16 protein-coding genes are annotated in these 15,683 nt (G+C 67.7%); 7 read left to right on the top strand and 9 right to left on the bottom strand.

Going from position 1 to position 15,683, the window contains the following annotated elements; genetic code table 11:
* The first annotated feature begins 2 nt into the window (after positions 1–2).
* Positions 3–1,847, top strand: coding sequence for a TonB-dependent vitamin B12 receptor (gene btuB / locus AASM09_RS02530; RefSeq protein ID WP_100443759.1), 1,845 nt, complete (start codon positions 3–5; stop codon positions 1,845–1,847).
* 90 nt (positions 1,848–1,937) lie between these two features.
* On the opposite strand, the gene gph is transcribed toward btuB, so the two are convergent.
* The 3 genes from gph to AASM09_RS02515 form a co-directional block, all read right to left on the bottom strand.
* Positions 1,938–2,606, bottom strand: a complete 669-nt coding sequence (gph, locus tag AASM09_RS02525) for a phosphoglycolate phosphatase (protein WP_049432282.1) — start codon at positions 2,604–2,606, stop codon at positions 1,938–1,940.
* 64 nt (positions 2,607–2,670) lie between these two features.
* Positions 2,671–3,462: a class I SAM-dependent methyltransferase gene (locus AASM09_RS02520; RefSeq protein ID WP_049432283.1), complete on the bottom strand. Its 792-nt coding sequence runs from the start codon at positions 3,460–3,462 to the stop codon at positions 2,671–2,673.
* Positions 3,459–4,388 carry a LysR family transcriptional regulator gene (locus AASM09_RS02515; RefSeq protein ID WP_049432285.1) on the bottom strand — a complete coding sequence of 310 codons (930 nt, stop codon included), beginning with the start codon at positions 4,386–4,388 and terminating at the stop codon, positions 3,459–3,461. The genes AASM09_RS02520 and AASM09_RS02515 overlap by 4 nt, the downstream gene beginning before the upstream one ends.
* 107 nt (positions 4,389–4,495) lie before the next feature.
* Between AASM09_RS02515 and AASM09_RS02510 the strand changes: the two genes are divergently transcribed.
* Both AASM09_RS02510 and AASM09_RS02505 read left to right on the top strand, forming a co-directional pair.
* Complete coding sequence (locus AASM09_RS02510; protein WP_049432288.1) at positions 4,496–5,134, top strand: NAD(P)-dependent oxidoreductase; 639 nt, start codon at positions 4,496–4,498, stop codon at positions 5,132–5,134.
* A 161-nt stretch (positions 5,135–5,295) separates the two neighbouring features.
* Positions 5,296–6,207 (top strand): MBL fold metallo-hydrolase, encoded by a 912-nt coding sequence (locus AASM09_RS02505; protein ID WP_049432290.1) that lies wholly within the window; start codon positions 5,296–5,298, stop codon positions 6,205–6,207.
* A gap of 318 nt (positions 6,208–6,525) precedes the next feature.
* Here AASM09_RS02505 and dinB read toward each other — a convergent pair whose 3' ends face one another.
* Positions 6,526–7,614, bottom strand: coding sequence for a DNA polymerase IV (gene dinB, locus AASM09_RS02500; protein WP_049432292.1), 1,089 nt, complete (start codon positions 7,612–7,614; stop codon positions 6,526–6,528).
* 190 nt (positions 7,615–7,804) lie between these two features.
* Between dinB and fabA the strand changes: the two genes are divergently transcribed.
* Both fabA and fabB read left to right on the top strand, forming a co-directional pair.
* A complete protein-coding gene (gene fabA / locus AASM09_RS02495) occupies positions 7,805–8,320 on the top strand; it encodes a 3-hydroxyacyl-[acyl-carrier-protein] dehydratase FabA (RefSeq protein WP_049432293.1) in 516 nt (171 codons plus the stop codon).
* The gene (fabB, locus tag AASM09_RS02490) at positions 8,320–9,528 is read left to right on the top strand and encodes a beta-ketoacyl-ACP synthase I (RefSeq protein WP_049432297.1); all 1,209 of its coding nucleotides are present in this window, start codon (positions 8,320–8,322) and stop codon (positions 9,526–9,528) included. Before fabA ends, fabB begins: the two co-directional genes overlap by 1 nt.
* A 61-nt stretch (positions 9,529–9,589) precedes the next feature.
* Here the strand turns inward: fabB and AASM09_RS02485 are convergent, their stop codons facing one another.
* From AASM09_RS02485 to AASM09_RS02475, 3 genes are read right to left on the bottom strand one after another with little or no spacing between them, the layout of a single operon-like run.
* Positions 9,590–10,273 carry an HAD family hydrolase gene (locus AASM09_RS02485; protein WP_049432300.1) on the bottom strand — a complete coding sequence of 228 codons (684 nt, stop codon included), beginning with the start codon at positions 10,271–10,273 and terminating at the stop codon, positions 9,590–9,592.
* Positions 10,270–10,971, bottom strand: a complete 702-nt coding sequence (locus AASM09_RS02480; protein WP_049432302.1) for a pseudouridine synthase — start codon at positions 10,969–10,971, stop codon at positions 10,270–10,272. Before AASM09_RS02480 ends, AASM09_RS02485 begins: the two co-directional genes overlap by 4 nt.
* Positions 10,968–12,032, bottom strand: a complete 1,065-nt coding sequence (locus AASM09_RS02475) for a class I SAM-dependent methyltransferase (protein ID WP_049432305.1) — start codon at positions 12,030–12,032, stop codon at positions 10,968–10,970. Before AASM09_RS02475 ends, AASM09_RS02480 begins: the two co-directional genes overlap by 4 nt.
* Before the next feature lie 157 nt (positions 12,033–12,189).
* Between AASM09_RS02475 and AASM09_RS02470 the strand changes: the two genes are divergently transcribed.
* Entirely contained in the window at positions 12,190–12,453 is a 264-nt protein-coding gene (locus tag AASM09_RS02470) for a hypothetical protein (protein ID WP_005407925.1), read from the top strand.
* A gap of 72 nt (positions 12,454–12,525) precedes the next feature.
* Here the strand turns inward: AASM09_RS02470 and AASM09_RS02465 are convergent, their stop codons facing one another.
* Positions 12,526–12,819, bottom strand: coding sequence for a DUF3247 family protein (locus tag AASM09_RS02465; protein WP_049432308.1), 294 nt, complete (start codon positions 12,817–12,819; stop codon positions 12,526–12,528).
* Between the two features lie 43 nt (positions 12,820–12,862).
* The gene (locus AASM09_RS02460; RefSeq protein WP_049432313.1) at positions 12,863–14,851 is read right to left on the bottom strand and encodes a hybrid sensor histidine kinase/response regulator; all 1,989 of its coding nucleotides are present in this window, start codon (positions 14,849–14,851) and stop codon (positions 12,863–12,865) included.
* A 243-nt stretch (positions 14,852–15,094) separates the two neighbouring features.
* Between AASM09_RS02460 and AASM09_RS02455 the strand changes: the two genes are divergently transcribed.
* Positions 15,095–15,661 (top strand): DUF3016 domain-containing protein, encoded by a 567-nt coding sequence (locus AASM09_RS02455; protein ID WP_049432316.1) that lies wholly within the window; start codon positions 15,095–15,097, stop codon positions 15,659–15,661.
* Positions 15,662–15,683: the final 22 nt, after the last annotated feature.

Here is a 15,683-nt window from a genome sequence, read left to right as displayed (position 1 = left end):
CCATGAAGCTGCAGTCCCGAATGCTGTCCCTGGCCGTGCTGGCCGCCCTGCCCGCGCTGGCCCAGGCCGCCGATGACACCACTGCGCTCGACCAGATCCTGGTCACCGCCACCCGTACCCCGATTGCCCTGCAGGACAGCATCGCGCCGGCACAGGTGATCGATCGCGCGCAGATCGAATCCAGCCAGGCCACCTCGCTGCAGGAACTGCTGCGCGGCCGCGCCGGCATCAACCTCACCAATGCCGGCGGGCTCGGCAAGCAGAGCTCTCTGTTCCTGCGCGGCACCAACTCGGGCCACACCGTGGTGCTGGTCGATGGCGTGCGCATCAACAGCGCCGACCTCGGCCTGGCCATGTACCAGGACCTGCCGCTGGCGCAGATCGAGCGCGTGGAAATCGTGCGTGGCCCGCAGTCGAGCCTGTACGGCGCTGACGCCATTGGTGGCGTGATCCAGATCTTCACCCGCCGCAACCAGGGCGACTTCGCCCCGCATTTCCAGCTTGGCGGCGGCAGCAACGGCCTGCGTGAAGCCAGCGGTGGCATCGGTGGCGGCACCGAACGCGGCTGGTTCGGCGCCGATATCGCCTACCAGCACTCCGATGGCATCGATGCCTGCCGCGGTTCTTCCTCGGTGTTCACTGCCGGCTGCTTTGCCGACGAACACGACCGCGACGGCTACCGCAACCTGTCCAAGAGCCTGCGCGGCGGCTACAGCTTCAACGACCAGTGGAACGTGGAAGGCAGCGCACTGCGCGCCGACGGCAAGAACCATTACGACGGTTACTACAACTATTCGGAAACCCGCCAGCAGGTGCTGGCCGGCAAGGTGCGCTACACCCCGTCCGAGCGCCTGGCATTCACCGCCAACGTCGGCCGCAGCGACAACGAGTCGGACAACCTCGGTGATTCCGGCGCGCGTGGCAACGCGCAGACCCACCGCGACAGCGCCTCGCTGCAGGGCGACTTCGGCGTGGCCGAGGGCCAGCTGCTGAGCGCAGGCGTGGACTGGAGCGAAGACAACCTGGATGGCAGCAGCGCGGGTTACCTCGTCGACAGCCGCCGCAACACCGGCGTATTCGTGCAGTACCAGGGCCGCTTCGGCCGCCACCAGCTGCAGGCCAGCGCGCGCAACGACGACAACCAGCAGTTCGGCAACCACGCCACCGGCAGCGTTGGCTGGGCGATGGGACTGGGCCATGGCCTGCGCGTCAATGCCAGCTACGGCACCGCGTTCAAGGCACCGACCTTCAGCGATCTGTACGACCCGTGGAGCGGCGTGTCGACGTTGAAACCGGAGAAGTCCAAGAGTGCCAACCTGGGTGTTTCGCAGCAGGGCCAGGGCTGGCATTGGGGCCTGGACGTGTATGAAACCCGCATCGATGATCTGATCACCTACGATGCGCTCACGATGAAGATGCAGCAGGTGGAGAAGGCGCGCATTCGCGGTGCCGAGCTGACTGGTGGCCTGCTGTTGGCCGGCTTCGACATCAACGCCCAGCTGAGCTACACCGACCCGCGCAACCGCACCGGCGGCAGCACCCAGTTCGACAACTGGCTGCCGCGCCGCGCGCAGCAGACCGCGCGCCTGGACATCGACCGCCGCTTCGGCAACCTCCGCGCCGGCCTGACCGTGCAAGGTGCCGGCAAGCGCTATGACAACGCCAGCAACTCGGTGAAGGTCGGCGGCTACGGCACCCTGGATCTGCGTGCCGAGTACGCGCTGACGCCGTCGTGGTCGCTGCTGGCGCGTGCCGCCAACGTGTTCGACCGCAGGTATGAGACGGTGGCGTGGTTCAACCAGCCGGGCCGTGAGTACCAGTTGAGCGTGCGTTACCAGCCGAAGTGAAAGAAGGCGCCGGGCATTGCCCTGCGCTTCTCTGTAGAGCCGAGCCCATGCTCGGCTCAGGCAGCAAAGCAGCCGAGCATGGGCTCGGCTCTACACCGGGACGCCGGCGGCCAATCCCGGCAGTTCACGCAGGTCATCGATCACCGCCACCGCATGCGCGGTGGCCAGGTCCAGGCCGCGCGGATAGCCGTAGCGCACCAGTGCGATCGGCATGCCGGCGTCTTCGGCGGCGCGGTAATCGGTCAACGAATCGCCCACCATCAGGCAGGACTCCACCGGCAGCCCGAAGTGCGCGGCGATGTGCCGCAGCGGTTCGCCGCTGGGCTTGCGCTCTGGCAGCGAATCGCCACCCAGTATCAGCGCGAACGCATCACCGATGCCCAGGTGCTGCAGCAGCGGCGGCACCAGTGCTTCGGGCTTGTTGGTGCAGATCGCCAGCGGCACGTTGTGTGCACGCAGTTGCGCCAGCGCTTCGCCCACACCATCGAACAGGCGCGGGCTGCGCAGCAGGCACTCACGGTAGTGCACCATGAACACCGGCATCACCTCAGCCAGGTCCACCTCACGACCGGCGGCGTGCACGGCCTGTTCGACCAGGCGGCGCACACCGTCGCCGATCCAGCCGAGCACGGTGGCTTCCGGCACGCGTGCCATGCCGATGGCTTCCAGCGTGCGGTTCAGCGCTTCGGCGATGTCAGCTGCGCTGTCGACCAGCGTGCCATCGAGATCGAATACGACCAGCGGATAGGGATACGACAAGGGACGACGCCTGTACAACGTGGGGCCGTCCATTGTACGCCGTGCTTTTTCCCCGGGATCCGCCTCAGCCGATCCTGCGTGCGCGGGTGGCCAGAAAGGTGGGCAGGTAACGGTCGATCAGGAAGCGCGGCGTCGGCTGCCAGTCTTCCATGAACCGATCAATCACGAAGCCTGCATCCAGCTGCCCGCCGATCAGTTCGGTCAGGCTGTGGCCAAAGGTCAGGGCATCGCCGCGGGCGAGTTTCGCCTCACGCTCTGCGGCGGGCAGGTCTTCCAGGTCCGAATAGGGAATGGCGTACTGCGGCCGGATCAAACCCTGTGTATCCAGCTGCGGATCGCGTGCACCGACGAACAGCACCGGGTTGTAGAAGCTGGCCATCAACATGCCATCGCGCGCCAGCACGCGGCGGCATTCGGTCCACACCGGGCGCACGTCGGGTACGTACAGGTTGGAGATCGGGTGGAACACCACGTCGAAGCTGTCGTTGGCGAAGGCGTGCAGATCGCGCATGTCGCCCTGCACCGTGCGCAGCTGCAGCCCATCACGCGCCGCGACCCTACGGTCCTGCTCGAGCTGGCCATCGGACAGGTCGAACACGGTCACCTCCGCACCGGCCGCCGCCAGCACCGGTGCCTGCTGGCCACCGCCCGAGGCCAGGCACAGGATGCGGCGGCCGCGCACATCGCCCAGCCAGTCCAGCGGCAGCGCGCGTGGGGTCAGGTGCACCTGCCAGCGCCCTTCGCGCGCGGCGGCGACGATGGAACTCTCCACCGGGCGCGACCATTCGCGCACTTCGCTGGCCTGGCGGTCCCAGGCAGCACGGTTGTGGTCGATCAAGGCCTGTCCATGGTTCATGTGTTCTCCTTGCCCGGTGGGCGCCAATCCAGATCCTGGAAGGCCGGGCTGGCGAAACACTCGGCCAGGTAGTCCAGGAATCGCCGCATGATAGCGGGCTGCTGGCGCCGCGACGCGTACACGGCATGAATGCCGAGTTCGTCCAGACTGAACTCGGGCAACAACTCGATCAGCTCGCCACTGCGCAGCAGCGGCGCCACCTGGTAGGTCGGCAGCATGGCGATGCCGGCACCGGCACGCACTGCTTCCAGCAACAGCGAGGCCTCGTTGGCGCTGATGTTGCCGCCCACCGCCACCGACAGTGAACGGCCATCGCGGTGCAGCTGCCACAGGCTCTTGCCCACGTAGTGATGGGTGAGGCAGTTGTGCGCGGCCAGGTGTTCCGGTGCGGTGGGCGTACCGCGTGCCTGCAGGTAGGACGGCGTCGCGCACAGCACCGAGCGACAGGTGGCCATTCGTCGCGCAATCAGGCTGGGGTCAATCTGGCGGGCGATGCGCACGGCCAGGTCCACGCGCTCTTCCACCAGGTTCACCATGCGGTCGACCAGCAGCAGTTCGATGCGCGCCGCCGGGTGGCGTGCGACGAAACCTGCCACCGCCCGCGCCAGGTGGGCCTGCCCGAACGACACGCTGGCGGTCACCCGCAGCGTGCCGTGCGGCTCGGGATCGTCGCTGGCCAGTTCGCCCTGCAGCGCCTCGCCGATGGCCAGCATCTGCCGGAAGCGCGCCAGCGCCGCCTCGCCGGGGCCGGTCAGGCTGACCCGACGCGTGGTCCGGTGCAGCAGGCGCGCGCCCAGCCAGCCCTCGACCTCGGCCAGGTAGCGGGTGACCATCGCCCGCGACATGTCCAGCACCTCGGCGGCGGCGGTGAGGCTGCCGCGCTCGGCCACCTCGACGAACACGGTCATGGCGGTCAATCGGTCCATATGCTCGATCCATGCAACAAACAAGCGCGTTATACGCTGTTTTTCGAGCGACTGCAGCGGCCTAGAGTGGCCCCATTCCCCCCCACACCGCCCCACGGAGTCCTGCCATGAAGATCGCCCTCGTTGGTTCCACCGGCAACATCGGCCGCCAGATCGCCCGCCACGCGCTGGCCAACGGCCACGAACTCACCGTCATCGTGCGCAGCGCGCAGGACCTTCCGGTCGAACTGGCCGGTGCCCATCCGGTGATCGCCTCGCTGGATGACCAGGACGCGCTGGTCGCCGCCATCGCCGGCCACGACGTGCTGGCCAGTGCCTATGGCCCGCGTCCGGGCGATGACATCGGCCGCGTCGGCGAAGTGGCCGCGCAGCTGGCCGCCGCCGCCCGCAAGGCCGGTGTACCGCGCCTGGTGGTGGTGGGTGGCGCCGGCAGCCTGGAAGTCGCGCCGGGCGTGCAATTGGTCGATACCCCCAACTTCCCGGAGGCCTACAAGCCGTACGCGCTGGCCCATCGTGAAGCCTTCAATCGCCTGCAGGCGGTGGACGACCTGGACTGGACCTTCTTCTCGCCGGCCGCCGAAATCGGCCCGGGCGAAGAGCGCGGCCAGTACCGCGTGCAGCCCAAGAGCTTCCTTGCCGACGCCAGCGGCCACAGCCGCATCAGCTACGCCGACTACGGCGCTGCGTTCGTCGCCGAGCTGGAAGCGCACCAGTACCCGAAACAGATCATCACCGCGGCGTACTGATCACGGCGCCCGCCGGGCATGACCCGGCGCTACCTACCTGTAGAGCCGAAGGCAACGGCAGGAGCCGTTGCCAACGTCGCTTGCGACGGCCCGTAGGGGGCCGCGCAAGGACGCTCGGCATAGCCCACGCTCGACTCCGCATCCGACACAAGGAATTGCCCATGCGCACCGCTGCCCTGCTGCTTCCCCTCGCCTTGGCCGCAAGTTTCACCAGTACTCCGCTGATGGCCGCACCGGCCACCCCGGCACCGGCCACGGCAACGAAATCCCAGCTGTACCTGCAGACCTTCCATCCCGGCCCGCAGGCGCTGTTCTCGGTGTCTTCAGTACTGATCGAAGGCCGCCACGACGCGATCCTGGTCGATGCGCAGTTCGGCGCCAGCGACGCGCGCAAGCTGGTCGAGCTGATCCGCGCCAGCGGCAAGCAGCTGACGACGATCTATATCAGCCACGGCGATCCGGACTACTACTTCGGCCTGGCCACGCTGCAGGACGCCTTCCCGCAAGCGCGCATCATCGCCACCGCGCAGACCGTTGCCCACATCCAGCAGACCCAGGCCGGCAAGCTGGCTTACTGGGGGCCCAAAATGGGTGCCGACGTGCCGGCACGCATCGTGGTGCCGCAGGTGCTGGATGGCGATGCCCTGCAGCTGGAAGGCCAGCGCCTGCCGCTGATCGGCCTGGATGGCCCGACCCCGGACCGCACGGTGCTGTCGGTGCCGTCGCTGCGCGCGATCGTCGGCGGCATTCCGGTGGTGGCCGGTGAACACGTGTGGATGGCCGACACGCAGACGCCGAAATCGCACGCCGACTGGCTGCAGACCCTGCAGCGGCTGCAGGCGCTGAAGCCGAAGGTGGTGGTGCCGGGGCATTACGCGCCGGGTGCCGCGCTGGATGCGAGTGCGCTGGCGTTCACGGCGGACTACATCCGCGCGTTCGATGCCGAGGCGGCCAAGACCAAGGACAGTGCTGCGCTGGTGAAGGCGATGCAGGCGCGCTACCCGAAGCTGGCGGGCGTGGAGTCGCTGGAGTTGAGTGCGAAGGTGGCCAAGGGCGAGATGCAGTGGCCATGAGGTAGGGGGTCTTTTGCAGGGCTGCGCCCTGCACCTGCTCAATGCAACGGCAACAGCCGAAGCAACAGCAACAGTTGGCTATCCGTGGGATGGCGAGGTGGGTCCGGTTGCGGGGGACGCCGTAAACCCATCCCTGGGGGCTTGGCCGCGGCATCCATGCCGCGGACACCCCCGCAACCGGACCCACCCCGCCTTCGACGGTTCTCTGCGATCTGTCTGGATGGCATGTCTCCGCAACCTGTCTGGATGGAATGACCTGCTCCTGGTGGGTGTCGACCCTGGTCGACACGTAGATCCACGCCATGCGTGGATTAACGATCAGGGGGGATCGGTCTGGGTGTGCTCGAACAGTTCCCCCTGCACCACCGGCTCCTTTTCGCGGAAACCACCCAGGCCGACGCCGACCAGGCGGTAACGCGTCTCGGCCGGCAGATCCACCCTCGCGCGCAGCGACAGGGCGATGTCACGCAGCTCTTCCATCGATTCCGGCGGGCGCTCCGGGGTGAAGCTGCGGGTGAGGATGCGGAACTGCGCGGTCTTCAGTTTCAGTACCACGGTGTGGCCGATGCGCTCGGTCTTGCGCGTGGCGTTCCAGGTCTTCCCGGCCAGCTGCACGATCGCCTCGGTCAGGTCTTCCAGCAGCAGGTCTTCGGCGAAGGTGTCCTCCGAGGAAATCGACTGCACCTGCTGGTCCGGCTCCACCGGCCGCTCGTCGATGCCGCGTGCGCGGTTGTACAGGCTGCGCCCGAAGCTGCCGAATGCCTCTTCCAGGTCGATCAGCGCCCACTGCCGCAGGTCACCGCAGGTGACGATGCCGCGCGCGGCCAGCTTGCCTTCCATGACCTTGCCGACGCCGGGCACCCGGTTCACCGGCAGCGGTGCCAGGAACGCATCCACGCGCTGCGGCGGAATCACGAACTGGCCATCAGGCTTGCGCCAGTCCGAGGCGATCTTCGCCAGGAACTTGTTCGGCGCGATCCCGGCTGAAGCAGTCAGGTTCGTTTCCTCGCGGATCTGCGCGCGGATGGTGCGGGCGATGTCGGTGGCCAGTTCGATGCCACTCTTCGGCTCGGTCACGTCCAGATAGGCCTCGTCCAGCGACAACGGCTCGACCAGGTCGGTATGGCGAAGGAAGATCGCGCGTACCTGCTGTGACACCGCCTTGTAACGCGTGAAGTCCGGCGGCACGAAGATCGCATCCGGGCACAGGCGCTCGGCACGCACGGCGGGCATCGCCGAACGCACACCGAACACGCGCGCCTCATACGAGGCCGCGCACACCACCGAACGTGCGCCGCGCCATGCCACAACCACCGGCTTGCCGCGCAGTGACGGATCGTCGCGCTGCTCCACCGACGCGTAGAACGCGTCCATGTCAACGTGGATGATCTTGCGCAGTCGGGTCATGTCAGGTGGAAAGGGCGGGGGCGGGCCGGGCGGGCCACACGCCGAAGTATGGTCGTTGCACATCAACAGGATGCGCGTATTCCCTTGAAAACACTACGGTTGCGTACGGTTGAAATGTTTGATCGGCGCAGTTTCCACGGGCATTCTCGGGCGCTTGTTTCCCTGTTCTTCGCTTCCAGGATTGTGCTTCATGACCCGTCTCCACGCGTTCAACCGCGAACAGCTGCTGGCCAGCGCACGCGGTGAACTGTTCGGCACCGCTGCCGGCCGTCTGCCCAACGACCCGATGCTGATGTTCGACCGCATCACCGAAATCCGCGAGGACGGCGGACCGCATGGCAAAGGCATGGTACGCGCCGAACTGGATATCCGCCCGGACCTGTGGTTCTTCGGCTGCCATTTCATCGGCGACCCGGTGATGCCCGGCTGCCTGGGCCTGGATGCCATGTGGCAGCTGACCGGCTTCTTCCTGACCTGGCTGGGCGCCCCCGGCAAGGGCCGCGCGCTGGGCTGTGGGGAGGTGAAGTTCACCGGCCAGGTGCTGCCGGACGCCAAGCTGGTGCGCTACGAGATCGACATCAGCCGCGTCATCAACCGCAAGCTGGTGATGGCCCAGTCCGATGCCCGCATGTACGTGGATGACCGCGAAATCTACAGCGCGCGCGACCTGCGCGTCGGCCTGTTCACTGAAACCGGGAGCTTCTGATGCGTCGCGTCGTCATCACCGGCATGGGCATCACGTCCTGCCTCGGCAATGATCTGGATACTGTTTCGGCCGCGCTGCGCGAAGGGCGCTCCGGCATCACTGCACTGGCCGACCATGCCGAGGCCGGCCTGCGCAGCCAGATCGGCGGCCGCGTCGATCTCGATCTGGACGCGCTGATCGACCGCAAGCAGAAGCGCTTCATGAGCGATGCGGCGGCCTTCGCCTATCTGGCCATGCGCGACGCCATCGCCGATGCCGGGCTCAGCGCCGAGCAGGTCAGCAGCCTGCGCACCGGCCTGATCGCCGGTTCCGGTGGCGGCTCCAGCGAATGGCAGATCGGCGCGGTCGATCTGCTGCGCGAGCGTGGCGTGCGCAAGGTCGGCCCGTACATGGTGCCGCGCACGATGTGCTCGACCGTCTCGGCCTGCCTGGCCACGGCCTACCAGATCAAGGGCGTCAGCTACTCGCTGTCGGCCGCCTGCGCGACGTCGGCACACTGCATCGGCGCCGCCGCGGACATGATCCGCCATGGCGCGCAGGACATCATGTTCGCCGGTGGCGGTGAAGACCTGCACTGGTCGATGAGCGTGATGTTCGACGCGATGGGCGCACTGTCGACCAGCTTCAACGAGACCCCGGCCAGCGCTTCGCGTCCGTACGACAAGGACCGCGACGGCTTCGTCATCGCCGGTGGTGGCGGCATGCTGGTGCTGGAAGACTACGACCACGCCGTAGCCCGCGGCGCGCACATCCATGCCGAGCTGATCGGCTATGGCGTCACCTCCGATGGTGCCGACATGGTGGCTCCGTCCGGTGAAGGCGCGGTGCGCTGCATGAAGATGGCGCTGCAGGGCGTCGATCGTCCGCTGGACTACCTCAACACCCACGGCACCTCGACGCCGCTGGGGGATGTCACCGAGCTCAACGCCATCCGCGAAGTGTTCGGCGACGCGGTACCGCCGCTGTCGTCGACCAAGGCGTTGTCCGGCCACTCGCTGGGTGCAGCGAGCGTGCATGAGGCGATCTACTGCCTGCTGATGATGCGCGACGGCTTCGTCGCCGGTTCGGCCAACATCGGCGAGCTGGACCCGAAGGTGGAGAGCTTCCCGATCCTGCGCGAAAGCCGCGAGCAGAAGCTGGATACGGTGATGTCCAACAGCTTCGGCTTCGGTGGCACCAACGCCGCGCTGGTGTTCGGGCGGGTGTGATGGGAACAGGTGTGCCGACCAACGGTCGGCACCCACCCTCAGAGGCGGTTGGCACCCACCGTTACTTCGGCAACAACGGCACCAGCAATGCGTGCGCGTCCACCAGCGATCCAACGATGCGGTGGCCCAGGGCACGCAACTCTTCATCCGGATGCACCAGGTCCGGCACCTGGATCACCGTCATGCCGGCCGCCAGTGCCGCACGCGTACCCGCCGGCGAATCCTCCAGCGCCAGGCACCGCTCCGGCGCCTGCCCCAGCCGCTGCGCGGCCAGCAGATAGATGTCCGGCGCCGGCTTCGGCCGCGCCACGTCGCCACTGGTGATCACCGCATCGAAGTACGGCAGCAGTCCGGCCGCCGCCAGCTTGCGGTTGGCCCGTGGCTGCCGCGTAGTGGTCGCCACCGCGCGCGGAACCGCATGCGCCTTCAGCAATTCCAGCAGCTCCAGGATGCCCGGCCGCAACGGCAGGCCGGTCTGCGTGCGTGCTTCATACAGCTCGTGGCAGCGCGCGGCCACCGCCTCGATCACGCTGTCCTCGATGCCCTGCGCACGTAGCAGCGCGTGCGTGTCGCGATCACCGAGGCCGACCATGCGCAGGAACACCGTTTCATCCAGGCCCAGTCCGAACTCGTCGGCGGCCTGGCTCCAGCAGGCCAGCGAGACCCGCTCGCTGTCGATCATCAAGCCGTCCATGTCGAAGATGACGGCGTCGGGGAGGAACGGCAGCGCAGCAATGTTGGTCATGGAGCGAACAGCGTATCCAGGTCGGTGGAAGTGAGCTGCCGCCATTGCCCCTCGTCCAGCCCCTGCAGGTCCAGCCCGCCGACGCGGCTGCGATGCAGGGCCTGCACGTGGTTGCCGGTGGCGGCGAACATGCGGCGTACCTGATGGTAGCGGCCTTCGTGCAGCACAAGGCGCGCGCGGCGCACATCCAGCACTTCCAGTTCAGCCGGCAGCAGGGGCGTCTTCTCGGACTCCAGCATCAGCGTGCCGCTGGCGAACAGCGCCGCTTCGTCGCCGCGCAGGTCGTCGCTCAGCTCCACTTCGTAGACCTTGGGCAGCTTCGACTTCGGCGAGATGATCCGATGCAGCAGGCCACCGTCGTCGGTCAGCAGCAGCAGGCCACTGGTCTCGCGGTCGAGGCGGCCGACCGTGGACAGCACCGGATCGCGGTCGCGGAAGCGCGGTGGCAGCAGGTCGTAGATCAGGCGGCCGGTGTCCTTGGTCGAGCAGGTATAGCCGGCCGGCTTGTGCAGCGCGATCGACAAGCCGGCCGGCGGGTCCAGCGGCTCGCCATCGACACGGATGGCCTCGTGTGGCACCTGGTCGTCGGCGTACAGCACCTCGCCGTCGGCGTCGGTGACGCGTCCCTCGCGGAACATCCACTGCACCTGCTTGCGGCTGCCGTAGCCCAGGTTGGCGATGTGCTTGACCAGCTTCACCGGCCCTTCCCCTTCACCGCTTCGACCAGCTTGAAGCCATCGCGCTCGGCAATCACGCGCACGGCACCGAAGCTGTCGTTGAGGGTGTGCTCGTACGGCAGGTGGCGATTTGCCACCACGTACAGGCGCCCGCCCGGGCGCAACGCCTGCGCGGCCACGGCGATGAAGCGCTGGCCGATGTCCGGGCGGTCGGCGCGCGACGGCGTGTGGAACGGCGGATTGCTGATGATGACGTCGTAGCCCGGCTCGATGCCGGCGGTGACGTCCTGCCACAGGAAGCGCAGCGGCAGCGGGCGCGGCGGCGGCGCCAGGTTCAGCTCGGCCAGCGCCAACGCACGTTGCTCGGCCTCGTACAGGTCCAGCGCGGTGATCTTCGGGCAACGCTCCAGCAGTTCGCGTGACAGGTAGCCGTAGCCCGCGCCGAGGTCGGCGGCACGCCCGGCCAGGTCGGCCGGCAGGTGCTCGGCCAGCAGCGCCGACGCGGGATCGATGCGGTCCCAGGCGAACACGCCCGGGCGGCTGAGGAAGCGGCCACCCACGATCGGGCGCACCGCGTCCAGCGCCGACCAGCGCTTGGCCAGGTCGGCGTCGTGCTGGACCTGCAGCGGGGCGGTCCAGTACACGCGGCAATGGTTCTTGGTCAGGCTGCCGCCGAGGCCGGCCAGCTGCTTGAGGTCGCCCTCGCCCGAGCGCGCGCCTTCGTTGTTGGATTGGCAGGCGACGATGCGGCCGCCGTCGGCGACCAGCGCCAGCGCGCGGGCGAACAGCGCGCGGGCTTCTTCGCGCTGGCGCGGCGGCAGCACCAGCACCAGCGGGTAGCGGCCCTTGCCTGCGGCATCGTCCAGCTGGCCGCTGACGGTCCAGCCGGCGGCCTGCTGCAGCGGCTGCGCGAACGGGGCAAAACTCTGCTCGCAGTGCAGCTCGCGGTTGCCGGCCACTTCTCGCAGCGGCCAGCCATCGCGGGCACGCAGGAAGGCCACCGGGCCCTCCGGCCAGCGCAGGGCACCTTGGGAGAACGGCAGGAACAGGGTCTGCAGGGGGGCGTCGTCGCTGGAGGCCATCGGCGCGGGTACTTCAAGCGTGAGGGCCGTCCATTGTACCGGCTTGGCCGGGCCGGCCCCGCCAGGCCGCTTTGCGAAACCCGAACGGGGCCTTGATCCGCCAGCAACATTGGAACGTTCAGGGTAGAGGCTCCCCCGGAAACCCAGGAGAACCTGCATGCGAGCCTTGTTCGTCGGTGGCGTGGTCGACAACAGTGAAATGGACCTGGAAGGCAGCCATCCGCCCGTGCACTACCCCGAGGACACCGGCGGCGGCCACTCACGCTACCGGCTGCACCAGGTCGGCCATGGCGCCGATGGCAGCGTGGCCTATGCAGTGTATGGTGCGCCGGACCTGGCCGACGACGAGGTGGCCCGGGTCGCGGAGGAACGCGCCTATGCGCGGCGGTTCGAGGCGACGCCGACGTTGTTCGAGCATTGATGCACCGGTGTAGCGCCCGAGCCCACGCTCGGGTGACGGCGCAGCCGAGCGTGGGCTCGGCTCTACATCCGATCAAGGCGCCCTGGGTGGCAGACGGTTGACGCTGGCGATCTCGTCCAGCCACACATGGTGCTGCTGCACCGGCGTGTCGTAGTCATCCAGGCGCAACTGGCCGTTGCTGCCTTCATCGCCGGCGTCATTGCGGTACTGCTGCACGGTCGGCTTCACCGCCACCGTGCCGAGCAGGCGCCGGCCGTCGTGCAGGGTCAGTTCCACCTGCGTTTCGCCCTCCAGCTGCGGCAGCAGGGCTTCGAGGCGCGCGATCTGCGCCGGATCGGTATGGATGCGGGGAGCAATACGGGACATCGGCGACCTCCTGATTGCAGGTTCGCCAATCGGCCGTGAATGTTCAGTGCAGCGCGCTGTCCGCGCGCGGCACCTGCACCTTGCGTACGGCAGCCACCAGCTGCGCCACCGAGTACGGCTTGGCGACGTGCTCCTGGAAGCCCGAGGCCAGCGCGCGGCGCCGATCATCGGCACGCGCCAGTGCGGTCACCGCCACCGCGGGCAGTGTTGCGGCATCCACGCCCATGTCCTCGCGCAGCGTGCGTACCAGCCCGTAGCCATCCATGCCCGGCATGCCGATGTCGGTCAGCATCACGTGGTACTGCAGATGGCCGGTGTCGGCCAGCAGTGCCAGTGCCTCGCCGGCCGAACTGGCCGCCGACACGCTGGCGCCCTGCTCTTCCAGCATGCGCCGCAGGTACTCCAGCACCTCCGGCTGGTCTTCCACCGCCAACACGTGCATGCCCCGCAGCGGATACGGCTCGACGATCACCGGCTCCAGGATCGGCCCGCTGATGACTTCGCGCAGCGGCCGGCGCTCGGCATCCGGCAGGTGCTGCGGCAGGCGCACGGTGAACGTGGCGCCGTGGCCATGGCCCTCGCTGGCGGCGGCAACGGTGCCGCCGTGCAGTTCAACCAGCTGCTGCACGATAGCCAGGCCCAGGCCGAGGCCGCCATGGCGGCGCGTGGTGGTGCCATCGGCCTGGCGGAAGCGGCTGAACAGGTGGTTGAGGAACTCCGGTGCGATGCCATCACCGGTATCGCTCACCGTAATCACCCAGTGGTTGCCGTCGGCCTGCAACTGCACGTCGATGCGGCCTTCGGCCGGGGTGAACTTGATCGCGTTCGACAGCAGGTTCCAGAACACCTGCTGCAGGCGAGTGGCATCGCCGAGCACGGGGCTTGGCTGCTCGGGCAGCTGCAGGTGCACGTCCAGCGCCTTGCCCTCGGCCACCAGTTCCTGCGCGCCGATGGCCTCGCCCAGCAGCGTGCGCAGATCCAGCATTTCCACTTCCAGCTGTACCTTGCCCAGCAGCATGCTGCTGAGGTCGAGCATGTCCGAGATCAGCCGCTTCTGCGCGCCGGCGCTGTTGGCGATCACGTTCAAGCCCTTGTACAGCGGGCTGGTGTTGTCCACCCGCTGCAGCAGCAGTTCGCTCCAACCGAGGATGGTGGTCAGCGGCGTGCGCAGCTCGTGCGACAGCGTGGCCAGGAATTCGTCCTTCAACCGCGCCATGTTCTCGGCGGCACTGCGCGCGGCGCGCTCGGACTGCAGCAGCTCCTCGCGTGCCAGTTCGATCTCGCGGCGTTCGGTCACGTCCGGACTGCTGCCGGCCAGGCCGATGAAGCGGCCCATGCGCGAGAAGCGCGGGCGCGCGTTCATCTCCAGCCAGCGCCATTGGCCGTCGGCGCGGCGCGCGCGTACCAGCGCATGCATCGAACGCTGCGCCTTCAATGCTTCCTGCAGCTCGTACTCGAATACGGACGCATCATCCGGGTGCACCAGGCCGCGCCATACATCTTCCGGAACGCGCGTTTCATCGCCACCGAAGAATTCGCTGAAGGCGCTGTTGACGAAGCGGGCGTGGCCGCGCTCGTCGAGTACCCATACCGGCATCGGCAGGCCATCGGCCAGTGCGCTGAAGCGGGCTTCGCTTTCACCCAGCTCCACTTCCATCTGCTTGCGCGCGGTGATGTCGAAGAACAGGATGCCGACCTTGTCTTCTCCCGGTCGCCCCACCCGCACCGCGTCGACCGCGAAGGAGCGGCCCAGCGCTCGTGCCTCCATCTCGAACTGCGCCGGCCGGCCGCTGCGTGCGACCTCGCCGTAGATGCGGAACCAGTCCTGCTCGTGGTGCGGCTCCAGCGCCGTCATGCGCTGACCGCGTGCGTCCTTCAACCCGGTATGGCGCTCGAAGGCGTCGTTGACCTCGATGAAACGGTAGTCCACCGCGCGGTCACCTTCGAACAGCACCTGGATCACGCAGAAACCGGCGTTGATGCGCTCAAGCACGCCATGATGCAGGTCGGGTTCGGGCGCCGGCACCATCATCGGTGGGCGCTCCACTAGGGGCGGCAGTGTGGACAAGGGCGTCTGGACGGGCCGGATTGGAAACACAGCATGTTCCAGAGAGCGTATTCACAGCGTCAAGCGCCGTCAGTCAGGGTTGACGACGATGAATTGGCGGCAACCACTCTTGTGCATGACGCATTCGGCCATTGCCGTTGCCCGGGAGCGGGATCACACTCGATCCGTAATCAATATCGTCCCCCTCAGGGGATGCAGGAGACCGTCATGAACCGCTCACTTGCTGCCGCCCTTCTGCTGGCCAGTGCCCTTGTGGCAGGCGGCGCCCATGCTGCGCCACGCGCGGTGACCGATCCGGAAGCCCCGCGTGCGTTGCAGGCCAATGGCCCGGTCAGCGTGAAATGGGAGGATCCGGCCAAGTTCACCGAGATCCGCCAGAGCACCAACCGCTTCGAGGCCGAACGCGGTGACTGGGTACAGCAGCTGGCCCGCTACCTGCAGACCACCGCCGCCAAACCGCTGCAGCCCGGACAGACACTCGATGTGACCCTGGTCGACATCAAGCGTGCCGGTGACTACGAGCCGTGGCACGGCCCGCGTGCGCGCGACATCCGCGTGATGCGCGATATCTACCCGCCCCGCATCACCCTGCAGTACACGTTGAAGGACGCTGACGGCCGTATTGTGAGCGAAGGCGACGCCCGCCTGAGCGACTCCGGCTACCTGCAGGGCAGTGGGTTGCTGACCAACAGCGATCCGCTGCGCTACGAGAAGCGCCTGATTGATGACTGGGTGAAGCGCCAGCTGGCCAGCCAGGCCACCGCTGCGCGGTAATGCCGGGCGACGCGCCCCACCG

It is taken from the genome of Stenotrophomonas maltophilia (assembly GCF_039555535.1).
In the GTDB taxonomy this organism is placed as follows: Bacteria; Pseudomonadota; Gammaproteobacteria; order Xanthomonadales; family Xanthomonadaceae; genus Stenotrophomonas; species Stenotrophomonas maltophilia_Q.
Note: the sequence above shows the minus strand (reverse complement) of the source record. Positions and strands in the feature narration are given on the sequence as shown.